Source organism: Novosphingobium sp. 18050, assembly GCF_902706195.1.
In the GTDB taxonomy this organism is placed as follows: Bacteria; Pseudomonadota; Alphaproteobacteria; order Sphingomonadales; family Sphingomonadaceae; genus Novosphingobium.
Map to the genome: position 1 here is coordinate 63,729 of NZ_CACSJO010000008.1, position 21,084 is coordinate 84,812.

Here is a 21,084-nt window from a genome sequence, read left to right on the forward strand (position 1 = left end):
ATGGTTCGTATCCATCTTCTCTCGATCGACCGCGCGCTGGCCCAGCGCATCACCGACGCGATGGGCGCGCATGTCACGGTCGACATGGCGCAGTCGCTCGACGATGCGACGTTCGACGGCCCCGGCATTGTCGTCATCGACCATGCCTCGATCCCCGCCGAACGCTCGATGGCGTCGGTTATCGGCGAGGTCGCACAGGCCGCTCCCGGCCGCGCCGTGGTGCTCGCCACCGAGGACATGTACGCGGTGCACGTCCTTCAGGCGATCCGTTCCGGCGCAACGGACGTGATGCCGCGCGGGGCTGTCGCCGCCGAAGTGAGCGAAATCCTTTCGCGCGTGCTCAACTCCGCGCTCGCCAGCCAGGGCCGCCTTGGCCGGTTGACGCTGGTGCTCGGCACCGACCGCGACGCGACCGCCATGCTCGCCACCGACATGGCGCTGGCGCACAGCCTCGACGGTCCGCCGACCCTGCTGATCGACTGCACCCTGCCGTCCAGCACGGCGGAAGCCTATCTCGACCTCAAGGTGGACTACGGCCTCGCCTCCGCCATCACCGATATCGATCGCATGGACGCCAGCCTGCTGGGTGACGCTCTGGCGCGTCATGAACGCAGCGGGTTGACCGTGCTGACGCTCGACGGCGGCACCGGCGCAGAGCCGGTGGGCATCGGCCCGTCCGACATCGTCGGGCTGGTGCAATTGCTGCGGGCCAGCTGCGCGCATGTCGTGCTCTGCGGCGGGTCGCTGCGCAACGGCGGCCTGTTGCGCGAACTCGCCTCGCAGGCACAGAGCATCGAGGTGGTTTGCAGCCAGTCGATCCGCGAGCTGGACTCCTGCCGCCGCCTGCTGGACCGCGTCGCGATCGACACCGCCAGCGCGCAGCGCCTGCGGCTGCTGGTATGGGATTACGATCCGCGCATCCTGCTTGACGGCCGGCGCATGGCCGATGCGCTGGATATCGACACGATGCTGGGCGTGCCCACTGACCGGGTCCGCATGCGCAATGCCCTTAACGCCGGGCGACCGATGATGATCGAGCGCGACGGCGGTCCTTATGCGCAGGCTATCCGCCGCGCCTGCGGCATCTCCGCGCCGACGAAGAGCAACAACTTCGGCATCGACAAGATGCGCAAGGCTATCCTGCGGTCGGTGGAGCGCACCGCATGAGTCTGCTGACCAACGAATTCGAGCCCGAGGGTCGCAACCCGGGAGACGCCGACGCCAAGCGCAAGGGGCCTATCGCTCAGCCGTCAGCTCAAAGAATGAGCGACAGCTACCAGGCGGTGAAGGCGCAGACCTGCCGTCAGGTGATCGAGCAGCTCGAAGCGCAGGGCGCTACTGCCGAGGCGCTCGACAAGCGCACCCTGCGCGCCGAGATCGAACAGGTCATCAACAGCCGCAGCCGGCGCGGCCAGCTTGCGCTCAACAGCGCCGAGCGGTTGCTGCTGGTCGAGGATGTCGAGGACGAGGTGGTCGGCCTCGGCCCGCTGGCACCGCTGCTGCGCGATGCCAGCGTCGACGACATCATCGTCAACGGTGCCAATACGATCTACGCCGAACGCGCCGGGGTCCTGCAGCGCGTCGAAACACGTTTTCGCGACGATGCGCACCTGATGAACATCATCCAGCGTATCGTTGGGCCGATCGGCCGCCGCGTGGATGAGGCGACGCCTTATGTCGACGCGCGCCTGCCGGATGGTTCCCGGGTCAACATCGTCATCCCCCCGATCGCGCTCGACGGGCCGCTGGTGTCGATCCGCAAGTTTCGTCTCCAGGCGCTGAGCGTCGAGGACTGCGTGAATAGCGGGTCGATGAGTCAGGCGATGGCGGCGTTCCTCACGGCTGCCGTGCGATCGCGCCTGAACATCCTGATCTGCGGCGGCACCGGCGCCGGCAAGTCCACCCTGCTCAACGTCCTGTCGAGCTGCATCAGCAACTCCGAACGCCTCGTCACCATCGAGGATGCGGCGGAACTCCAGCTGCGGCAGGACCATGTTGTGCGGCTTGAAACACGCCCGCCCAATGTCGACGGCAGCCGCGAAGTCAGTGCCCGCGACCTCGTGCGTAACGCCCTGCGTATGCGCCCCGACCGGATCATTCTGGGCGAAGTCCGCGGCGTCGAGGCGGTGGAAATGCTGCAGGCGATGTCGACCGGCCATGATGGTTCGATGGCCACGCTGCACGCTAATACCCCCCGCGATGCGCTTTCGCGCATCGAGATGCTGCTGGGCTTTGCCGGTGCGCAGAACGACGTGCGCGCGGTGCGCCGCTTCGTCGCCAATTCCATCCACGTCATCGTCAACATCCAGCGCCTGTCGAACGGTTCGCGCCGCATCACCTCGATCGCGGAGGTTACCGGCGTCGAGGGCGAGGCCTATACCCTCAACGAACTGTTCCACTTCGAAGAGCATCCGCCGCTGTCCGGCGAGGGTCTGTTCCGCACGCTGTCGCCCCGCCCCTATCACGCCGGCCGTCTGCGCGATTACGCCCCGCCTGCAGCGAGCGCTGCCGGCAATGGGAAGGACGGCGCTGCATGGTGAAGGGCGTCGCCTATCTGTTGCTGGCGTTCCTGCTGCTGGGCGTTATGGCCTATAGCTGGTTCTCCGAGCGCGCGCGGGGCCGCGTGACGCTCGACCGGCGGCTGGAGGCCATCTCTTCGCCGGGGACTGCGCCGGTGCGCCAGATCATGGCCGTCACCGTGCCCGAACGGATCGCACCGCTGCTGGCGCAGGCGCAGATCGAGCTGACCGTTCCCGCCCTGCAGATGATTATCGGGGTAGGGCTGTTTCTGGCGCTGATCCTGCTGCTGGTCGCCGGCCCGGCGCTTGCCCTGGCGGCTCTGGTGGGGCTCCCGATGATGGCGCTGTCCTGGCTGCAGGGCCGCGCGCGCAAGCGGGTCGAAGCGCTGACGGATGCGATGCCGCTTTACCTCGACGGCGTGCGCCAGCTGCAGTCGGTGGGCAATTCGCTGTCGCAGGCGCTGGAACGCGCGCTTGCGGATTCGCCCGATGCAATCAGAAGCTATTTCGCGCAGACGACGCGAAAGCTGGCGATGGGCGCACCGGTCGCCGAGAGCCTGCAGCAGTTGGCCGATCGCCTGCAAGTGCCTGAAGTTTCGATGCTCGCGGCCGCGATCCGCACAAACTTGCGGTATGGCGGCTCGATCGCGACGGTTTTCAACAACCTCGCGAATATCCTGCGCGAGCGTATCCGCATTCGCCGCGAACTTTCCGCTGCCACGTCGGAAGCCAGGGTCAGCGCAAAAGTGCTGATCGGCATGCCGCTGCTTTGCATAGTGATGCTGGTGGCGATGAACCGCAACTACATCCAGTTCTTCATCCACGATCCGCGCGGTCACACGATGTCGATGGTGGCGATCGTTCTGGAAGTGTCGGGCATCCTCATCATTCGCCGCATGCTGAGGCTCTCCTTCTGATGCAGGGGTTACTCGCCTTTTTCCTGTTCGCAGTGGCCGTGGGCGGCCTCGTGCTCGCGGTGGCGGGTTTGCGCTGGCTGCAGGTCGATGCCCGCCTGGGTGCCCGGATCGATGGACAAGCGGAGCGCGCGGGAAGCGCTGTCGGACGGAGCCGTTCGGCGCCGCGCCTGCCGCAGATTTTCAGCGCACGAGGCCGCGATCGGAGCGAGATCGAACAGAAGCTGCGCAGCGCCGGATACTTCGAACCGAGTGCGCTCGATGCTTTCGTGTGGCTGCGTCTCGCTGCTGCGGTGGCCGTTGCTGTAACAACCATGCTGACGTGCTGGGCGATCACCGGCAGCTTTGCGAAAGGCATGTTTCCGACGTTCGCACTGACGGGTCTTACCTATATCGGTGCGAAATACGTGCTCTACATGCGCGCCAATGGCCGCGAACAGGTCTTGACCTCCGAGTTCCCCTTCCTCCTCGACCTCATGATGATGATGCTGGAAAGCGGCGTATCGCTTGACCAGTGCTTTCGAGGGATCGCCCGCGACGAGCGGGTGGCAGTTCCCAATCATTCGCGGCTGGTGGCGATGCTGGTCGAGGATCTGGATCGCGGGCAGGACTATCAGGTCGCTTTCGACCGCTGGGCCACGCGCGTGGGAGTGCAGGGGTCGCGCGAACTGGCGGCGCTGTTCCGGCAGTCGCTGTTCCAGGGCATGGAACTGGTTCCGGCCTTGCGCGAATTCATCCGCGAATTCTCGCAGCGACGGGTCGCCCGTGCGCGCGAGCAGATCGGCAAGATCACCGTGCGCATGGTGGTGCTGATGCTAGTCTTCTTCATGCCGGCGCTGTTCATCGTCCTGGCCGGACCGCCGGTTGCCGCCATTCTCGACACCTTGCGGAGTACCGGGCGATGAAGCGCTTTGCCTTGCTTACAATGGCCATGTCCCTGCCGATGGCGGGCGCTGCTCCTGCGATGGCGGCGGAGGCATCGGCGCAGGGGACCCAGGAAGGATCGACGCGGAGCCTCTACATCTCGCTCATCCGGCAGGCCCGGACCGATGGCCGCCCCCGCGCCGCGATTGCTTACCTCGACGATTTCGACCGCCAGCATCCCGACGACCGCGAGGCGCAATTGCTGCGCGTCAACTGCCTGCTCGATCTGGGCCAGGTTGCGGCGGCGCGCACTGCCTTGTCGCGTATTCCGTCCAGCGACCGTAGCGGTTCGGCGCAGGCGATGCGGGGTCACGTCTTTGCCGCTGAGGGCAACTGGAAGCAGGCGGCGTTGCAATATGCTGCAGCCTTGCAGGTCAGTCCTACGGATGCCTTCATCGCCAATGCGCTAGGCTATGCCTGGCTTCGCGCCGGCCAGTCGGCGCAGGCGGTGGAGACCCTGCGGGGCGCTCACGACCTTGCGCCCGACGATGCCGTTGTGCGCAACAATCTGATGCTGGCCCTGACCGTCACCGGCAGGCTGGCCGAGGCCGATGGTCTGCTTTCGCAGGTTGCTGACACCCGGGAAAAGGCGCGGCTGCGCCAGCAGATCGCGGGTGAGGCGGCACGCCTTGCGGTGGCAGGCAGCGGCAGCCTGTCGCTGGGGTCATGACCGAGGGGTTCCCCCGGAAGCGGCGCCTGCGCCCACTGCGCGAACTCGGGCGCGACGACAGCGGTGTTGTCGGACCGATGATCGCGGTGCTGGGCGTTTCGCTGCTGGCGGCAGCGGGCCTGGCGCTCGATGTTGCGCTTTACTATTCGGGCAACCGCGACTTGCGTTCCGCCACCGAGGCGGCCGCGCTTGCCGCCGCCATGGACCCTACGCAGGCTCAGTCCCGTGCGGTCGATTACCTGACGCGCAATGGCTACGACGCTTCCGTTCTGAAGAAGGTCGAGGTCGGCTATTATTGCGCCAATATCAGCCGCGCCTCAGGCTCGCGCTTCGTCGCTGCGGGGTCGGCGGACGTCGCCAACTGCCCCGGCAGCTCGGTCAACAATGCGGTACGCCTGACCACCGGCAAAGCGAGCCGGCAGTTTCTTTCAGGTACATTGGGCGGGGCCAGCCCGATCCCCCAACTTGGTGCGACGGCTAGTGCCGCACGCGTCGACGAGGCCGGGATTGCCGTTACCTCGGGCCTGCTGACCGTCACCAATACGCTGGTCAATTCGGTCAACGACCTGCTGGGTGCTCTGCTGGGTATCAAGCTGCGGCTGTCCACCGCCGATATCGAGGCGCTGATGGGCGGCAATGTCGACGCCGGCCGTTTCTTCGACGCGCTCGCGAAGCGCGCAGGCCAGAGCGGGACGTACCAGCAGCTTACCCAGGGCACCTACGGCATTCAGGACATCGCCTATGCCGCGGCCGATGCGACTTATGCCGGCAATACCGTCACCGCTGCGGCCACTGCCACTGCCCTGCGCACGTTCGGCGCAGCGGCGGGCAATGGATACCGTGTGCCTCTTGCCGGACTGTTCGGGTTGGGCGTGTGGAAGAACATGCCGGTCGGCGGGACCGAAGTGCGGCCGGGCCTGCGCGCCGGGCTCAATGCCTATCAGCTGATCTCCTATGCCGTGCAGGGCGGCCCCGGCGCGATCGATGCATCGGACCTTGTCAGCCTCGTCGTGCCCAACAGCACGGTGGCGATCAGGGCGGTCGGCACCGGACTGGCGGACCGCCCGCGCTTTGCCTTCGGACCTGCCGGAGAAACGACGGTCGGTACTTCCATGCTGCGACTCCAGGTGGATGTGCAGGTGGTGAACCTGAATTTGCTGAATGTCGTGGGTGCGAAAGCGGAGGTGCCGCTGGTCATTGACGTGGATGCGGCGCAGGCAACCATCTCCAAAATTGATTGTGCGGGTAAAACTGAACAGAACAAGCAAACTACAGTCACTTTGGCTGCAAATTCCGGCCTTGTGAATGTTTATCTTGGCAGGCTCGTTAACGCAAATGCAATGACTAAACCTGTACCAATACTCAAGAGTTCAGACTTCGCGTATACGGATATACTTGGAACGAGTCTTCTGGGAATTGGACTGGTTTCGGTCCAAGGCAAAGCCATAGTGCAGCCTGTAATTGGTGCGAGCAATAACAACGTTTCATTCGTGCCTGCGCCGAACCAGACCTTCGATCCTGCCAAGCCGATCTCTTTCGGGGGCGGAGTGGTTGTAGGCAACAAGTTGCAGGTCGGAGCGACCGTGCAGGGTTTGACGAGAGATTTGCAGCTCAGGACCTGCGTCACGCCGCTGATCTGTCTCGGCACGGATACGCAGGCCGTTTCGAATGTCCTGAGCGTGGTGAACACGGTCGGCGGCGTGCTTGGCGGCACCGTCGACCCCTTGCTGGACAACATCCTGGCCGCGCTTGGTGTCGAACTGGGCCACGCCACGGTCTGGGTAAGCGGCGCGCGGTGCGGTGTGCCGGTGCTGATCTAAAGTTTCAATGGCACCATCGGGCTTCCCTCCTGCCTGGTGATGGCCTCTCTCGAAATGGAGGACGTGGGGAGTGAATACTATGATGACTTCGATTCAGAAGCTTATGACCCGTCTCCGCAGCGACGAGCGCGGTCTGACGGCAGTCGAATACGCGGTTCTTGGTGCGATCATCGTCGGAGCTATTGGAGCAGTGGGCATATCATTCCGCGCATCGCTCGTCACAGCCTTCGCCGGTATTTTTACAGCCACTTGAAAGGGAGGGCTGATGATGCGCAAGTCAGCAAGGAATATGTTCCGACTGCTGAAATGCGAGCAGGGTATCGCAGCGCTGGAGTTCGCCGTTCTGGCTCCGGCGCTGCTAGCCCTGGTGTTCGGCATCATCGTCTATTCGATCTACTTCACCGCCGTGATCGGCGTGCGTCAGGCTGCCGCCGAAGGGGCGCGGGCTGCCGTCGCGGGGCTTTCCAGCACCGAGCGCGCCTCGCTTGCTCAGGCGCGCGCGCTCGAGGTGATAACCAGTTACGGCGCAATGCTGGGCGGCGGGCGCCAGCCTGTGATTACCGCCGGGGCGGGTTCGACCACCGGCACGTTCCGGGTACAGGTGAGCTATGACATGAGCGGCAGTCCGATCATGCGCTATGGAAACTTCATCCCGCTGCCATCAAGCAACGTACAGGCCAGTGTCGTGGTCACTAACGGAGGCTACTGACATGGATGCCGCAGGATATTTTTATTTGGCCCTGCTGGTCCTGGTCCTGATACCTGTCGTGATACTGCCATGGGAAGGGCATACCGCCCCGGACTGGCTTTACATCGTGCTGGCGGCCTGCGGGCTGGCCGGTGCGACGCTGCTGGGCGGGCTTCCCGCGCTGGTGCTCTCGTGTACTGCGGGACTGGGATGCCTTGTCGTGGCGAGCGGCGCGGTTACCTTGTTGCGGGCGCGGACCCGGCTGCGGATATTGACCGGCGGGCAAATAAAGCTGCTCTCTGCGGGTTCTACGTGGCTGGGGGTTAATGGGGCCTTGGCAATGGTCGTAGTAGCGCTATTCACGCTGTTCCTGATCGCCGCATTTCAGCGGGCAGGCGCCGTCAGGCGCCGTCCCGATGCTTCGGCGATTGTGGCCGTGGCAATTGTTTCGGTTGCCATGCAACAACATCTGCCTGGAATGTGATATAGGTATTCGCAAACATAATATGGCGGGATTATGCGATGCCTAAGAACTGGCGAACCCGGCTGGGGTCGATTCTTGGACCCAATGCCTCGGAAGATAATGATTTCAGGTCGGAATACCCGGCCGAGCGTTCAGGCTTGGCGGAATTACCCAAGGCGATGGAAGCAGGGGCATTCCAGTCCATTGAGCCCGTACTCATCGTCGACGACGATGCCGACTGGGGCAAGGAATGCGCTTTCAGCCTGCGCCAGATGGGCTACGAGCCTTTTGTGGCGACCAGCGCCGACGAGGCGCTGGCCCTGTTTGTCGACCACGACATCTCGATCGCCATCGTCGACTATAACCTGCCCGGGCTCGACGGCATCACCCTGATTCAGGAAATGGCGCAGCAGGCCGAGGTCGAAGGGCGCCAACTGCGCTTCATCATGGCCACCGGTTATGCCACCAAGGACGTCGCGATCGACGCGATGCGGGCCTCCGCGATCGACTTCCTCGAAAAGCCGATCAGCCAGTCGGACCTGCGCCGCGCGTTGCAGCGCATCCGCGGGCTGACGCCGGCACCCGGTGCGCGCAAGGTCCTGATGGACAAGATTTCCAATCTCAGCACCGAACTGCAACGCCTTGCCCACTTGATGGACGAGCCGGGCCGCCCCGCAGCGGCGGCCCCTGCGCCGGCGGCGGCACTGCCGGCAGCCGCTTCCCCGCCGTTGCCCGGCGATCCCGTGTCGCCCGAGCGGCTGACCGTCTTCATCCGCGACCAGCTCCGCCGAGAGGCCAAGCGGCGTGAGATCGGCGGCGGCGAACTGTTTGGCGATCCGGCCTGGGCGATGCTGCTGGACCTGCTGCTGGCAAAGATCGAAAAACGCCAGGTGTCTGTATCCAGCGCCTGCATTGCCTCGGGGGCTCCGATGAGCACTGCGCTGCGGCTGGTGCGCCGGCTCGTCGACGAGGACGTGCTGTGCCGTCTGCCCGACGAGCACGATCGGCGCCGCCACTTCCTGGCGATCAACGCCAAGTTCGAGCAGCCGCTGGTGGACTATCTCACGGAGCAGGTGCGCCACAGGGGCTGACGCCTGCGCCCCGCCCGGCTTCTTAGGCGGTGAGGGCTTCCGCGCGGGCGTCGAGCGTCACGCGGTTGCGGCCGTCGCGCTTGGAGCGGTAGAGCGCTGCATCGGCCGCCTTGATGAGCGTGGAGCCGTCGCGCTCCATGGATTCTTCCCAGGTGGCGATGCCGAACGACATCGTCGTCGATCCCAAGGTGCGGCCGCCCTGCTGCACCAGCAGTTCGCTGATCCCCTGGCGTACATGCTCGACGCGGTTGGCAAGGGTTGCCGCCGAAGTACCGGGCGCGATAATCGTGAACTCCTCGCCGCCGAAGCGGCAGACGACGTCGCCGTCGCGGAAGCGGCTGCGCATTTCCGTTGCCACCGCCTGAAGCACCGCATCACCGGCATCGTGGCCGAATTCGTCGTTGAAGCGCTTGAAGTGGTCGACGTCGCACATGACGAGGCTCAGCGGGCTGCCGGAACGCGATGAGCGCGCGATTTCCAGCGCCAGCGTTTCTTCCATGTAGCGGCGATTGAACAGGCTGGTCAGCGGATCGCGGATCGTCTGTTCGCGCAGACCGCGCTGGAGACGGTGGTTGACCAGGGCCGAGGCGATGTTCTCGGTCAGCACGGTCAGGCGGAAGCGGTTCTCGGTGCCGACTACGCCCTTGAGGTAGAGCACGCCGATCACTTCGCCGCCGGCCAGCAGTGGCTCGCAGTGGTAGTGGTGCATGTCGTGGCCGACATGGGCGCACACGATGTCCGAATCCGGCTCGATCACGAAATGGCTCTGGCCCCGGCGCAGGGCCCAGCACTGGTCGGGCGCGAATCCTGCGGAGGAAACGTCCAGCCCGCCCCAGGCGGCAATCGGCACCAGCAGGTTGCGCGAATTGTTGTGCGCGTAAAGCGCGCCCGGGATCTCGGGCAGGACGCGGGGCACGAAGACGCGGATGATCGAGGCCAGTTCCTCGTCGGTGCGGGCCGACTGCATGCGGTGGGCCATGCCGCCCAGCAGTTCGATAACTTCGCCGCGTTCGCGCAGGACTTCGGTGTTCTGGCTGAGTTCGAGATTGGCCACGCGCAGGCGCTCCTGGCTGTCGACCTGATCGGCGACGGCGCCCTGTAATTCGTCCGCCATGGCGTTGTAGCCCTTGGCGAGGCGTTCGAATTCGCTGGAGTCCATGTTCGCGAGGACGCGCGCGCCGCGGTCGCCGGCGCCGAGCTGGCCCATCACCGTCATCATCTCGTCGACGGGCTTCTGGATGCGCCGGATCAGCGCTGCCGCCACGAAGGCGATGGCAATGACGGTGGCGGGAATACCCAGCATCACCAGCCAGCGGATGTAGTTCAGGCGGCGCTCTACCACGGCCATGCGGGTGGCGGAAAGGGCGCGCTCCTCGTTCAGCAGGTCGCCGACGCGGGCATCGACAAGCTGCATGAGGTAGCGGCCATGACCCTTCGCGACCGAAGTCTGCGCTGCGGTGAAATCCCCGGCTCGCGCCAACTTCATGATCCCCGCGATGACATCGGCGCGCTGGGCGATGATGGTGCGGATCTGTTTCGCGCGGGCGTTTTGCGCCGGGTTGTCGCTGGTCAGGCTCACGAGATCGGAGGCGGCGCGGCGCGTCGCCGCGATTTCGGCGTCCACCGCTTCGGCGAATTCCGGGTTATGCGTAAGCGTGAAGCCGCGCTGCCCGGATTCCGCCTGTTGCAGGTGGCTGAGCGAGCGGTTTGCGGTCTTGAGGACCTCAGATGAATGGGTAACCCATTCAAGGCTGCTGCGCATCTGCGACGCGCCTTCAAGCAATAGTCCTGCAAGCAGGGCCATCAGAAGACACAGGATGCTGCACAGCACCAGGATTCGGTTGGACAACGACCCGACCAAGGGAATCTCCGTAGAGCGGCAATGGACCGCCCTCGGATAAATACCCATGCCTTGCAATCGAAATCAGCGGTTGTCCGGGTGATTTCATCGCCTTGGCCGCGCCGTGAAGCATGACGGACACAGGTTCCGCCATGCTTCTGCGGGCAGTCGACGCGGGATCACGCCGATCATGCGATGGTCGGAATGATCCCGCCTTCGACGCGAACCGACGCGCCGTTGGTGGCCGCGCCGAGCGGGCTGGCAAGCAGGGTCACCTGCGCGGCGATCTCGTCGGCCTCGATCAGGCGGCGGATCAGCGAAAGCGGGCGCAGCTTGGTGAAAAACTCCGTCTCGCGCTCGGCTTCGGGGGCATCCTTGTTCTCGACGACCGACCGGATGAACTCGACGATCCCTTCCGAGCGGGTAGGGCCCGGCAGGACCGAGTTGACCGTTACTCCAGTGCCGCGCGTCTGCTCGGCGAGGCCGCGTGCGATGGCCAGTTGGGCGGTCTTGGTCATGCCGTAGTGGATCATCTCGCCGGGGATCACGAGCCCGCTCTCGCTGGCGATGAAGATCACCCGGCCCCAGTCCTTCGCGAGCATCCGGGGGAAGTAGTGACGGGCCAGACGCGCGCCGCTGACGACATTGACCTCGAAGAAGCGGTGCCAGTCCTCGTCGGAAATCTCGGCGAAGGGCTTGGCCTCGTAGATGCCCAGATTGTTGACGAGAATGTCGACGTCGGGGACCGCCGCGACCAGCTCCGCTGCGCCTTCGGCCGTGGCCGGATCGGCGAGGACGGCGCGCACCTTGCCGCCGAGCGCAGCCTTGGCGGCGACCTTTGCGGCGGCTTCGTCGAGCTTGTGCTGGTTACGGCCGGAGATGACGACGTCGACGCCTTCGCCAACCAGGCGCTCGGCGATGGCGAGGCCGATGCCAGCGGTCGATCCGGTAACGAGAGCGGTCTTGCCGGTGAGTTTCAGGTCCATGGGGTAGAGTCCTTCACGATGTTGGCCGTGATGTAGAGCGCGCCGGTATTGATGAACAGTCCGCGTGAAGGCATCTTAGAAGTGATTCAAAATCACGGATGCGAAGACATGGACAACCGCTTCGGCGAAATGCAGATATTCCTTGCCGTGGCGCAGAGCGGCAGCTTTGCCGGGGCCGCCCGGGCACTGCGGCTTACTCCGTCGGCAGTGAGCCGCGCCATCGCCCGGCTCGAGGCGCGGCTGGGGGCGCAGCTCGTGTCGCGCACCACGCGGGCACTGGCGCTGACGGCGGAAGGCGAACTCTACCGCGAGCGTGTGGCGGGCCTCGTCGCCGAGATCGACGAGGTGGAGCGCGGCTTCGCGCGCGCCGACGAAGCGCCTCGTGGTCCTTTGCGGATCAACGCATCGGTGCCGTTCGGAACCCAGTGCCTGTTGCCGATCCTGCCGCGGTTCCAGGCGTTGCATCCCGGCGTGACACTGGATCTGGCGCTGTCGGACACGTTGGTCGATCTGGTGGAGGAGCGGGCGGACATCGCCATCCGCATCGGCCCGCTGCGCGATACAGGGCTGAAAGCGAAGAAGCTGGGGCGCAGCGCGATGGCGGTGGTGGCCAGCCCGGCTTATCTGCAGGAACGGGGCGAGCCGGTCCATCCGCGCCAGTTGGGGGAGCACGCTTGTCTGCGTTTCAGCTTCCGCCGCTCGGTCGACACATGGCCGTTCCTTGTCGACGGGATGCTGGTCAACCGGCCGATTGACGGCGTGTTTCTGGGCAATTCGGGCGAAGTGGTACGGATGATGGCGGCGGCCGGGGGCGGCATCGCGCGGCTGGGCCGGTTCCACGTGGCCGCGGACCTCGCTTCGGGCAGGTTGGTCGAAATCCTGCGCGACTGCAACCCGGGCGACCACGAGGATATCCATGCGCTTTATGCGGGCCATCAGCGACTGGCATCGCGGATCAGGGCGTTCCTGGACTTTCTGGATGGCCACCTGCGGCTGCCCGGGGCGCCGCCGAGGATCAGCGGGTAGGTCGGCCCGAGCGCCAGTTGATGAAGGCGATGGCCAGCCATGCACCCATGCTGAGCTCGCCGATCCAGACGATCGTGCCCAGCGCCGGGCCGAGCACCACAGCTTCCAGCGACCAGCAGACCGCGATGAACACCCAGCCTGCAATCCGCGCGAGCCTGGCGCGGGGCTCGGGCACCGCGCGTCCGACAAGGTCCCGCTGATGCCGTTTCATCGACGCGGCGAGCATCAGGAAAGCCGCGCAGGCCAGCGCTATGGCAAGCGCGTGGATCACTGGCTCACCGCCTTGCGAGCGGCCCGGCGGGGCGGGGCGGATGCGTTCTTCGCACGGTGCTGCGCCACTTTGCCAGCGGCCTGAAGGAAGCAGGCGGCCAGCGCGATCATCATGAGATCGAAAGCCACGAAAAGCCAGTCGCCGCTCATGATGCTGGCGGCGAACCCGCGCGACGTGGTCAGCGCGTTGACCACCGGCACTGCCGCGAAGCAGGCCCCTGCGAGAGCCAGCGTTTCGGTCCATGCCCGTCCGGCGGGGCGCACCATGCCCCACAGGCCTACGGCAAGCCAGGCGAGGAACAGGCTGTCGATCTCGCGGTCTGCCCGCTGGGCAAGGTCTGCCGGGAGCAGGCGGTTAGCAAGAAAATAGACGGCGATGCCGGTGGCAAGGCCGGCAATTGCGGCGATGTTCAACCGTTCGACAAGCCGGAAGCCGAAGTGCGGGCGCGCCGGATCGGGCAGGCGGGTGCGGCGCTTGACGGTCCACAGGACCAGTCCGCTGCCGACCATGATGGTGCCGCCGATGCCGCTGAGGAAGTAGAGCCAGCGCAGGCCCCACTGCGCGAAGCGGCCGGTGTGCAGGCCGATCATCACGCTTTCGGTCGCCACTGCGGCGCCGGTTGCGGTGTGGCCGCCTAGCGCCTTGCCGGTGGCGCCTGCGAAGGCGGCGGTCTCTCCGCGCGCGGCAATAGCCGCGCCGGGCGAACGGGTGATTAAAACGCGGGCCGTCGCATCGCCGGGGTTCGTCACGCTGATATAGCCGACTTGCTTGCCGCCCCATTCCGCAGAGGCCGTGCGCATCAGCGGCGCAAGGTCGACGAGCGGCTGGGCCCTGCCGCTGCGTTCAGCCGCCGGTTCGCGGCCGAACACCTGCTCCTGGAATACGGCAGGCGAGGCGTAGTTGGCGGCGATGCCCCAGGGCATGTACATCGAGGCCAACGTGACCAGCCCGGTGAAGGTGATCATCAGGTGGAAGGGCAGAGCGATCACGGCGGTCACGTTATGGGCGTCCAGCCAGCTTCTCTGGCCCTTGCCGAATCGCAGCATGAAGAAATCGGCAAAGATCTTCTTGTGGGTGACGATGCCCGAAAGGATCGCCGTCAGCATGAACATCGCCGCGATGCCCACAAGGTAGCGCGCCCAGAGCACCGGCATGTAGTGCAGGTCGAAATGGAAGCGGTAGAGGAAGAAGCCGCCGCTGGTTTCGCGCACGGTGATCGCGCGGCCGGTCTGGTCGAGTACGGCGGACGTTTCGCCGCGCTTGCCGCGCGTGCCGTCGCCGGGCTGCCAGTAGACCTGGGTCGTGGCGCTGCGGCCATTGGGCAGGGTGATGTACCAGCTGATCGCATCGGGGGCGACTGTGTTCAGGTAGCGCACGGCGCCCTGTGCGGACGTTTCCGGGTCGGCGCTGCCGGTCACTTCCGGCTGCATCCAGCGGGTGATCTCGTCCTGGAAATAGGCGGCCGTGCCGGTGGCGAACATCGCGAAGAGCAGCCAGCCGAGCAGCAATCCGCTCCACGTGTGGAACAGCGCCATCGATTGACGGAGGCTGTCCTTCACAGCCGCCCTCCCGATGCCAGCGAAAGCCACAGGCCCGCGCCCAGTACCGCGCCTGCTCCGATCATCCAGAGCCATAGGCGAAGGGCCGATCTGACCCCGAAGGCGACCAGCGCGAGCACTGAGAACATCACGAAGGAGGTCAGCATCGCTGCAACGCTGGCATTGGCCGGATCGACGCCGAGCCCGCGCCACAGCAGGCGGGCCAGGGCTGCCGTTGCCAGTGACGTCAGCAAGTAGTTCGCCGGGATCGCCGCGAGCAGGCGCGCTGCAACGTTGGCGCGCCCGACTGTGCTTCGTTCCCCGCTCTGCGCTTTTATCGCCATGACCGTTACGCCGACGCCGACTGACGGTGCGGTGTAAATGCCCATGCGCGGAATTGGCGGTGCTGTAGCAGGCTCAACGGAATCTCGTTTCTGACGGGTATTGTGCGCTATTGCGAGGCACTCTCAATTATTTTCGCTAAGGTGCGCGCCGACGGTTGTCAATGACGCCCGTGGCTTCAAGGAGGGCGGCGTCTACGCGGTGCCGTAGCGGCAAGGGCTTTTCGGATGCGAACCGGGTAGCCGCTCGCCTGTTTCGTCAAGCCAAAGCCAGCGGCTGTGTGTCGAATAAATGATAACGATTACAGCAAATTCGTGTGGCGCGTTCTGACCGTGCTGTCATCGCAAAACACACATATCTCCCATATTACCGAGGGCCTTAGTGACAATCGACGCGGCCAGAAATCTTATACCGCATGGAGATTTGGGCGAGATGTCAGGATTTCTTTTGACCGATCGCGGGCGAATCAGGACTTGCGCTGACATACGAGGTGAGCGACGCTAGCGAGGTTAGAAGGCCAGAATTTCTCGCGGTATGGCTCATGCGGCATTGCCAGACTTGGGCCCGTCCTTGCACCTTGGATTGCTGCGGAATGAAAACGTAATTCATTTCTGACATATAAAAAATCATCTAAAATCATAATATTGGAAGCTTTTTGCAATCCGCTGGACGATGATCCGCTTGCAATCGCTTGCGAATCAAGCATTGTAATGAAAACGACACTCATTCAGAGCCGTTCTTAGGGGTTCTCATGTTTTCCAAGCGTCTTGCCTCCAATGCTGGTGAACCCGCTTTCGCGGCCGATCCTGCCCGAATGGATGCTGCGCTACGGCTGTCCTGCGAGTTTTGAAGAATGGGCGGCGTGGCAACGATCTCCTCCCGGACGCCGCGCCGTCTTCACTCCCGCCCTTCGCGAGCGCAAGCGCGAGGGGCGGGAGCATGACCCATCCACAACGTGAGACCGCCATGCCCGACGCCGCCCACCCCACCGACCTGGTCGACCTGGCCGAAGCCATCGCGGCAGGCGAGGTGAGCGCCGAGGCAGCCGTAATGGCGGCCATCGCCCAGGCGCAGGCGTGGAGGCATCTCAACGCCTTCGTCGCGATCGAGGCCGAAGCGGCGCTTGAACAGGCGCGTGCCTGCGACCGTGAACGCGCCCGCGGCCGGCTTCGCGGCCCTCTCCACGGGGTGCCGCTGGCGCACAAGGACATGTTCTTCCGCGCCGGAATGCCGACCGAGGCGGGCTCGCTGATCTGGCGCGGCCACTTGCCCCGCGAAACCTCGCCGCTCGTCGCGCGGCTGGAGGCGGCGGGCGCGATCACCATCGGGCGGCTGCACATGGCCGAATTCGCGATGGGCCCCACTGGGCACAACGCGCACCTGGGGCGCTGCGCCAATCCGTGGAATGCCGAGGCTATTTCGGGCGGGTCGTCGTCCGGCTCGGGCGCTGCGGTCGGCGCGCGGATCGTTACCGGCGCGCTGGGCTCGGATACCGGCGGATCGGTGCGCCTGCCCGCCGCGTTCTGCGGCGTGGCGGGGCTCAAGCCCACCAACGGCCTGTTGCCCGATACGGCGATGATGCCGCTGTCGCACACGCTCGACACCGCCGGGCCGCTGGCGACATCGAGCCGTTCGCTCGCGCGGCTCATGTCGGTCCTTGCCGCGTCGGGCCACGATTACGAGGCTGAACTCTCCGCCGGCTGCGCCGGGCTGACCATTGGCGTACCGACCAGCTACTTCACCGAAGACCTGCACCCCGAAGTCGCTGCCGCGTTCGCCGCCGCGCGCGCCGTGTTCGAGGGCCTGGGCGTAAAAGTGGTCGATGTCGCCGTCCCCGACCATTCGGGCTACCCGGACATCGCGGCGCAGATATGGGCGCCCGAAGCCGCCGCCTTCCACGCCGACCGCCTTGCGGAACGCCCGCACGACTTCGGCGAACAGGTGCGCAACCGCTTGACGGCGGGCGCCGCTGTTCCGCCGAAGGACTATCTGGCGGCGCTGGGCCGGCGCAAGTCCGCGCAGTCGGACATGCTGACCGGGCCTTTCGCCAAGGTCGATCTGCTGCTTACCCCCGCAGCCCGGATGCCAGTGCCGTTGGCCGATGAAGTCGGTGCAACGGGCGGCGCGGCGATGCAGGCGATGGTTGGCGAACTGTCCGCGCTGACCCGCACGATCTCGATGCTGGGCTTCCCCGCGCTGGTCACGCCGATGGGCTTCGACACGCGGGGCCTGCCCCTGGCGCTGCAACTGATCGGGCCTCCCAACGCAGAGCAGTTTTTGCTCTGCGGAGGTTTCGCCTACGAGCAGGCGACGGGCTGGCTCGGCTGTGTACCTTCCGCGTTTCCTTCTCTCCCTTAACCTCTCTTCCCAGGAGTAAGCCCATGGATATCGGTCTGTTCATTCCCATCGGCAACAACGGTTGGCTGATCTCGGCCAATGCGCCGCAGTACAAGCCCAGCTTCGAAATGAACAAGAAGCTCGTCCAGACCGCGGAAGGCTACGGCTTCGATTTCGCGCTCTCGATGATCAAGCTACGCGGTTTCGGCGGCAAGACGGAATTCTGGGACTACAACCTGGAAAGCTTCACCCTGATGAGCGCGCTGGCGGCCGTTACCAGCAAGATCAAGCTCTTCGCTTCCACCGCGATCCTGACGCTGCCCCCGGCGATGGTGGCGCGCATGGCCGTCACCATCGATTCGGTCGCACCGGGCCGCTTTGGCATCAACATCGTCACCGGCTGGGCCAAGGGCGAGTACGAGCAGATGAACCTGTGGCCGGGCGACGCCTATTTCGGCCACCGCTACGACTACGCGAGCGAATACGTGCAGGTCATGAAGGACCTGTGGGCCGACGGTAAGTCCGACTTCAAGGGCGAGCACTTCCAGATGGAAGACTGCCACCTCCTGCCCAAGCCCAGCACCGGCAAGATCGAGATCGTCGGCGCTGGCCAGTCGGCGCGCGGCATGGAATTCGTGTCCAACTACGGCGATTACAACTTCGTCACCGCCGGCGGCGTCAACAAGCCGACCAAGCACGCCCCCACCGTGGAGGCACTGGTCGAAGCAGCCGCCAAGACCGGCCGCGACGTGGGCGCCTACATCCTCTGCATGGTGATCGCCGACGAGAGCGACGAGGCCGCGATGGCCAAGTGGCAGAGCTACCGCGAGGGCGCCGACGTCGATGCGCTGGCATGGATGAGCGACCAGGGTGCTGCCGACAAGAACGCCGGCGCGGATTCGACTGCCCGCCACATCAACCTGCCGGAAGGCGCGGTGAACCTGGGTATCGGCACTTTCGTCGGCTCCTACGAGACCGTCGCCAAGCTGCTCGACGAAGCCGCTGCGGTTCCCGGCACCAAGGGCATCATGCTAACTTTCGACGACTTCGAGAAGGGCCTTGTCGACTTCGGCGAGAAGATCCAGCCGCTCATGGCCTGCCGTGCGGAACGGCTAGTGGCGGCCTGAGCTATCGTCTGATTACCCCTACCCTGACGGCCCAGTCTCTCCCTCCTTTTGGGGCCGTTATGACGAACTGGCCGTCGGCATGCCGCTTTTGCGGACATGTCGGCGGCTTTCTTTTTGACGAGGCGCCCCGAAAGCGCGCTGCCCCGTGTGCCGCAATGCAACAAAATCCGGTGAGATCGCTTAGAAGCGGATGGGTGCACATCCTTCCAGAGTGATTTTCCGCCTCCATGAACATAGACCGCCGCAGTGTCCTTTCCGGTATCATCGGAAGCACGTTCGCGCTCGGGGTGACCCGGGGCGCGCTAGCCGCCACCGATGTCGAGCGTGTCGACGATTTGATCGCGCGCATGACGATCGAGGAAAAAGCGGGGCAGATGACCTGCCTTGCCGATGCCTTCCGCCCCTTCAACCCGCCCAACCCGGATGCCGGCATCCAGGACGTGAAACGCCTGGCGCAGGAGATCCGCAAGGGCCGCGTAGGCTGCCTGTTCAACGGTATCGGCGTGGCGGGGGCGCGCAAGGCTCAGGAAATGGCGGTCAAGGGCAGCCGCCTCGGTATTCCGCTGATCTTTGCCGGGGACGTGATTCACGGCCTGAAAACGATCTTCCCGGTGCCGCTGGGCGAGGCGTCCTGCTTCGATCCCGCGATGGTCCAGCGCACCGCGCGGGCCATGGCGGTCGAGGCGACGGCGGCGGGCCTCCACCTGACTTTCGCGCCGATGGCCGATGTCGCGCGCGACCAGCGCTGGGGCCGCGTGGTCGAAGGCGCGGGCGAGGACGTAACCCTCACCGCGCTGCTGACTGCCGCGCGGGTCCGGGGGTTTCAGGGCCGCGATCTGCGGCGCGATGATTCGCTGCTGGCCTGCCCCAAGCACTTCGCGGCTTACGGCGCGGTGGCGGCGGGGCTGGAATACGGCAACGTCGACATCAGCGACGAGACCTTGCGCGAAACCCACCTGCCGCCCTTCGGCTCGGCCTTTGCGGCGGGGGCGCTGACTACGATGGCGGCCTTCAACGAGATCAACGGCGTGCCCGCCACCGCCGACCGCGAACTGATGACCGACATCCTGCGTGGCGAGATGGGCTTTCGCGGCTTCGTCTTCTCGGACTACACCGCAGATGAGGAACTGGTGGCGCATGGCTTCGCTGAGGACGACCGCGATGCCGCGCGTCTGGCGGTGCTGGCCGGTGTCGACATGTCGATGCAGAGCGGGCTCTACATCCGTTATCTGCCCGAACTGGTGAAAAGTGGCGCAGTGCCGATGGGCACCGTCGACGTTGCCGTGCGGCGTATCCTTTACGTGAAGGCCGCCATGGGCCTGTTCGAGAACCCGTGGCGTTCGCTGGACGAAAAGGCGGAAAGCAGCCGGATCGGCGCGCCTGCCCATATCGCCCTCGCGCGGGAGGCGGGGGCGCGTTCGGCGGTGCTGCTCAAGAACGATGGCGTACTGCCGCTGGACCCGGACAAGCAGCAGAAGATCGCCCTGATTGGCCCCTTCGGCGAGGACAAGGACAACATCTACGGCCCCTGGGCCTTCTACGGTGATCCCGCCAAGGGCGTCGATATCGCCAGCGGCCTGCGCGCCGCGCTGCCAGATCCCAGTAAGCTGACGGTTGTGGCGGGCTGCGGCATCCATGAACCGGTCGACGGCGGCATCGACGCGGCCGTGAAGGCGGCCAAGGCGGCCGATGTCGTCCTGCTGGCGGTCGGCGAATCGCAGGATATGTCCGGCGAGGCGCAGTCGCGCACCGTGATCGAGATTCCGGCGGCCCAACAGGCGCTGGCCGATGCCATCGCCGCGACCGGCAAGCCCACCGTCGTCTTGCTGCGCCACGGCCGCGCTTTGGCGCTGCATGAGGGCGTCGCCAATGCCAATGCGGTACTGGCGACCTGGTTCCTCGGCTCGGAGGCGGGCAATGCCATCGCCGATCTGGTGACCGGCAAGACCGACCCCTCGGGCAAGCTGCCGGTCAGCTTTCCGTGGGAATCGGGCCAGGAGCCGTTCTACTACGACCGAAAGTCCACCGGCCGCCCCGTGCTGGGCAATGCCAGCACCGAGTACAAGGCACGCTATTCGACCACTGACAACAGCGCACGCTATCCCTTCGGCCACGGCCTGAGCTACACCGAGTTCGCGCTGGACCGGCTGCAGGTTCCCGACCCGGCCTTGCGCTGGGACGGGACCATCGAGATCACCGCGCGGCTCACCAACAAGGGTGACCGCAAGGGCAGCGAAGTGGTGCAGCTCTATATCCGCGACCGTGTGGCCAGCCGTACCCGGCCGATCCGGGAATTGAAGCGGATGGAGCGGGTGACGCTTGATCCCGGGGGCAGCCGGACGGTGAAGTTCACCCTCTCGCGCACGGATCTGGAGTTCGTCGGTTCGGGTAACAAGCGTATCGCCGAGCCGGGGCTGTTCGATATCTGGGTGGGCCAGTCTTCGGAAGGCGGGCTGCATTCGCAGATCACGCTCTACGCGGCAGTGCCGGAGTAGCTGCTTGGTCGTCCCCGTGTAGGGAGGACCAAA

20 protein-coding genes are annotated in these 21,084 nt (G+C 65.3%); 14 read left to right on the forward strand and 6 right to left on the reverse strand.

From position 1 onward, the window contains the following. The 10 genes from GVL61_RS10220 to GVL61_RS10265 all read left to right on the forward strand — a co-directional run bounded on the left by GVL61_RS10220 (window position 1) and on the right by GVL61_RS10265 (window position 9,089). Window positions 1-1,167 (forward strand): histidine kinase, encoded by a 1,167-nt coding sequence (locus GVL61_RS10220; RefSeq protein WP_159979591.1) that lies wholly within the window; start codon window positions 1-3, stop codon window positions 1,165-1,167. Next, window positions 1,164-2,540 carry a CpaF family protein gene (locus GVL61_RS10225; RefSeq protein WP_159979593.1) on the forward strand — a complete coding sequence of 459 codons (1,377 nt, stop codon included), beginning with the start codon at window positions 1,164-1,166 and terminating at the stop codon, window positions 2,538-2,540. Before GVL61_RS10220 ends, GVL61_RS10225 begins: the two co-directional genes overlap by 4 nt. Then, the gene (locus GVL61_RS10230) at window positions 2,534-3,436 is read left to right on the forward strand and encodes a type II secretion system F family protein (protein WP_159979595.1); all 903 of its coding nucleotides are present in this window, start codon (window positions 2,534-2,536) and stop codon (window positions 3,434-3,436) included. Before GVL61_RS10225 ends, GVL61_RS10230 begins: the two co-directional genes overlap by 7 nt. Then, the gene (locus GVL61_RS10235; protein WP_159979597.1) at window positions 3,436-4,338 is read left to right on the forward strand and encodes a type II secretion system F family protein; all 903 of its coding nucleotides are present in this window, start codon (window positions 3,436-3,438) and stop codon (window positions 4,336-4,338) included. Before GVL61_RS10230 ends, GVL61_RS10235 begins: the two co-directional genes overlap by 1 nt. Then, the gene (locus GVL61_RS10240; RefSeq protein ID WP_200844738.1) at window positions 4,335-5,027 is read left to right on the forward strand and encodes a tetratricopeptide repeat protein; all 693 of its coding nucleotides are present in this window, start codon (window positions 4,335-4,337) and stop codon (window positions 5,025-5,027) included. Before GVL61_RS10235 ends, GVL61_RS10240 begins: the two co-directional genes overlap by 4 nt. Next, window positions 5,024-6,847 carry a pilus assembly protein TadG-related protein gene (locus GVL61_RS10245; protein WP_235037616.1) on the forward strand — a complete coding sequence of 608 codons (1,824 nt, stop codon included), beginning with the start codon at window positions 5,024-5,026 and terminating at the stop codon, window positions 6,845-6,847. The genes GVL61_RS10240 and GVL61_RS10245 overlap by 4 nt, the downstream gene beginning before the upstream one ends. Before the next feature lie 79 nt (window positions 6,848-6,926). After that, window positions 6,927-7,100 (forward strand): Flp family type IVb pilin, encoded by a 174-nt coding sequence (locus GVL61_RS10250; RefSeq protein WP_159979599.1) that lies wholly within the window; start codon window positions 6,927-6,929, stop codon window positions 7,098-7,100. A 15-nt stretch (window positions 7,101-7,115) separates the two neighbouring features. After that, the gene (locus GVL61_RS10255) at window positions 7,116-7,556 is read left to right on the forward strand and encodes a TadE/TadG family type IV pilus assembly protein (RefSeq protein WP_159979741.1); all 441 of its coding nucleotides are present in this window, start codon (window positions 7,116-7,118) and stop codon (window positions 7,554-7,556) included. A 1-nt stretch (window position 7,557) separates the two neighbouring features. Beyond that, complete coding sequence (locus GVL61_RS10260) at window positions 7,558-8,019, forward strand: hypothetical protein (RefSeq protein ID WP_159979601.1); 462 nt, start codon at window positions 7,558-7,560, stop codon at window positions 8,017-8,019. Window positions 8,020-8,057: 38 nt separating this feature from the next. After that, entirely contained in the window at window positions 8,058-9,089 is a 1,032-nt protein-coding gene (locus GVL61_RS10265) for a response regulator (RefSeq protein ID WP_159979603.1), read from the forward strand. 22 nt (window positions 9,090-9,111) lie between these two features. Here GVL61_RS10265 and GVL61_RS10270 read toward each other — a convergent pair whose 3' ends face one another. Then, window positions 9,112-10,893, reverse strand: a complete 1,782-nt coding sequence (locus GVL61_RS10270) for a diguanylate cyclase (RefSeq protein ID WP_159979743.1) — start codon at window positions 10,891-10,893, stop codon at window positions 9,112-9,114. A gap of 224 nt (window positions 10,894-11,117) precedes the next feature. Next, entirely contained in the window at window positions 11,118-11,915 is a 798-nt protein-coding gene (locus tag GVL61_RS10275) for an SDR family NAD(P)-dependent oxidoreductase (protein WP_159979605.1), read from the reverse strand. Window positions 11,916-12,023: 108 nt separating this feature from the next. On the opposite strand from GVL61_RS10275, the gene GVL61_RS10280 reads away from it, so the two are divergent. Continuing rightward, window positions 12,024-12,941, forward strand: coding sequence for a LysR family transcriptional regulator (locus GVL61_RS10280; RefSeq protein WP_159979607.1), 918 nt, complete (start codon window positions 12,024-12,026; stop codon window positions 12,939-12,941). Here the strand turns inward: GVL61_RS10280 and GVL61_RS10285 are convergent. The 4 genes from GVL61_RS10285 to GVL61_RS10300 all read right to left on the reverse strand — a co-directional run bounded on the left by GVL61_RS10285 (window position 12,931) and on the right by GVL61_RS10300 (window position 15,819). After that, window positions 12,931-13,212 carry a DUF3325 domain-containing protein gene (locus GVL61_RS10285; RefSeq protein ID WP_159979609.1) on the reverse strand — a complete coding sequence of 94 codons (282 nt, stop codon included), beginning with the start codon at window positions 13,210-13,212 and terminating at the stop codon, window positions 12,931-12,933. The genes GVL61_RS10280 and GVL61_RS10285 overlap by 11 nt on opposite strands. Next, complete coding sequence (locus tag GVL61_RS10290; RefSeq protein WP_159979611.1) at window positions 13,209-14,771, reverse strand: PepSY domain-containing protein; 1,563 nt, start codon at window positions 14,769-14,771, stop codon at window positions 13,209-13,211. Before GVL61_RS10290 ends, GVL61_RS10285 begins: the two co-directional genes overlap by 4 nt. Then, window positions 14,768-15,139, reverse strand: coding sequence for a hypothetical protein (locus GVL61_RS10295; protein WP_235037617.1), 372 nt, complete (start codon window positions 15,137-15,139; stop codon window positions 14,768-14,770). Before GVL61_RS10295 ends, GVL61_RS10290 begins: the two co-directional genes overlap by 4 nt. Before the next feature lie 419 nt (window positions 15,140-15,558). Continuing rightward, window positions 15,559-15,819, reverse strand: coding sequence for a hypothetical protein (locus GVL61_RS10300; protein ID WP_159979613.1), 261 nt, complete (start codon window positions 15,817-15,819; stop codon window positions 15,559-15,561). A gap of 212 nt (window positions 15,820-16,031) precedes the next feature. Between GVL61_RS10300 and GVL61_RS10305 the strand changes: the two genes are divergently transcribed. From GVL61_RS10305 to bglX, 3 genes are all read left to right on the forward strand, one after another. After that, on the forward strand, window positions 16,032-17,450 hold the full coding sequence (locus GVL61_RS10305) for an amidase (protein ID WP_235037618.1): 1,419 nt from the start codon (window positions 16,032-16,034) through the stop codon (window positions 17,448-17,450). Between the two features lie 23 nt (window positions 17,451-17,473). Further along, window positions 17,474-18,556 carry a pyrimidine utilization protein A gene (rutA, locus tag GVL61_RS10310; protein ID WP_159979615.1) on the forward strand — a complete coding sequence of 361 codons (1,083 nt, stop codon included), beginning with the start codon at window positions 17,474-17,476 and terminating at the stop codon, window positions 18,554-18,556. 227 nt (window positions 18,557-18,783) lie between these two features. Next, window positions 18,784-21,051 (forward strand): beta-glucosidase BglX, encoded by a 2,268-nt coding sequence (gene bglX, locus GVL61_RS10315; RefSeq protein ID WP_159979617.1) that lies wholly within the window; start codon window positions 18,784-18,786, stop codon window positions 21,049-21,051. Window positions 21,052-21,084: the final 33 nt, after the last annotated feature.

What these genes read in the sequence shown, in the direction of transcription:
- GVL61_RS10220 (WP_159979591.1), top strand. Translation starts at nt 1, where the DNA reads ATGGTTCGTATCCATCTTCTCTCGATCGACCGCGCGCTGGCCCAGCGC.
- GVL61_RS10225 (WP_159979593.1), top strand. Translation starts at nt 1,164, where the DNA reads ATGAGTCTGCTGACCAACGAATTCGAGCCCGAGGGTCGCAACCCGGGA.
- GVL61_RS10230 (WP_159979595.1), top strand. Translation starts at nt 2,534, where the DNA reads ATGGTGAAGGGCGTCGCCTATCTGTTGCTGGCGTTCCTGCTGCTGGGC.
- GVL61_RS10235 (WP_159979597.1), top strand. Translation starts at nt 3,436, where the DNA reads ATGCAGGGGTTACTCGCCTTTTTCCTGTTCGCAGTGGCCGTGGGCGGC.
- GVL61_RS10240 (WP_200844738.1), top strand. Translation starts at nt 4,335, where the DNA reads ATGAAGCGCTTTGCCTTGCTTACAATGGCCATGTCCCTGCCGATGGCG.
- GVL61_RS10245 (WP_235037616.1), top strand. Translation starts at nt 5,024, where the DNA reads ATGACCGAGGGGTTCCCCCGGAAGCGGCGCCTGCGCCCACTGCGCGAA.
- GVL61_RS10250 (WP_159979599.1), top strand. Translation starts at nt 6,927, where the DNA reads ATGATGACTTCGATTCAGAAGCTTATGACCCGTCTCCGCAGCGACGAG.
- GVL61_RS10255 (WP_159979741.1), top strand. Translation starts at nt 7,116, where the DNA reads ATGCGCAAGTCAGCAAGGAATATGTTCCGACTGCTGAAATGCGAGCAG.
- GVL61_RS10260 (WP_159979601.1), top strand. Translation starts at nt 7,558, where the DNA reads ATGGATGCCGCAGGATATTTTTATTTGGCCCTGCTGGTCCTGGTCCTG.
- GVL61_RS10265 (WP_159979603.1), top strand. Translation starts at nt 8,058, where the DNA reads ATGCCTAAGAACTGGCGAACCCGGCTGGGGTCGATTCTTGGACCCAAT.
- GVL61_RS10270 (WP_159979743.1), bottom strand. Translation starts at nt 10,893, where the DNA reads ATGGCCCTGCTTGCAGGACTATTGCTTGAAGGCGCGTCGCAGATGCGC.
- GVL61_RS10275 (WP_159979605.1), bottom strand. Translation starts at nt 11,915, where the DNA reads ATGGACCTGAAACTCACCGGCAAGACCGCTCTCGTTACCGGATCGACC.
- GVL61_RS10280 (WP_159979607.1), top strand. Translation starts at nt 12,024, where the DNA reads ATGGACAACCGCTTCGGCGAAATGCAGATATTCCTTGCCGTGGCGCAG.
- GVL61_RS10295 (WP_235037617.1), bottom strand. Translation starts at nt 15,139, where the DNA reads ATGGGCATTTACACCGCACCGTCAGTCGGCGTCGGCGTAACGGTCATG.
- GVL61_RS10300 (WP_159979613.1), bottom strand. Translation starts at nt 15,819, where the DNA reads ATGAGTGTCGTTTTCATTACAATGCTTGATTCGCAAGCGATTGCAAGC.
- GVL61_RS10305 (WP_235037618.1), top strand. Translation starts at nt 16,032, where the DNA reads ATGACCCATCCACAACGTGAGACCGCCATGCCCGACGCCGCCCACCCC.
- rutA (WP_159979615.1), top strand. Translation starts at nt 17,474, where the DNA reads ATGGATATCGGTCTGTTCATTCCCATCGGCAACAACGGTTGGCTGATC.
- bglX (WP_159979617.1), top strand. Translation starts at nt 18,784, where the DNA reads ATGAACATAGACCGCCGCAGTGTCCTTTCCGGTATCATCGGAAGCACG.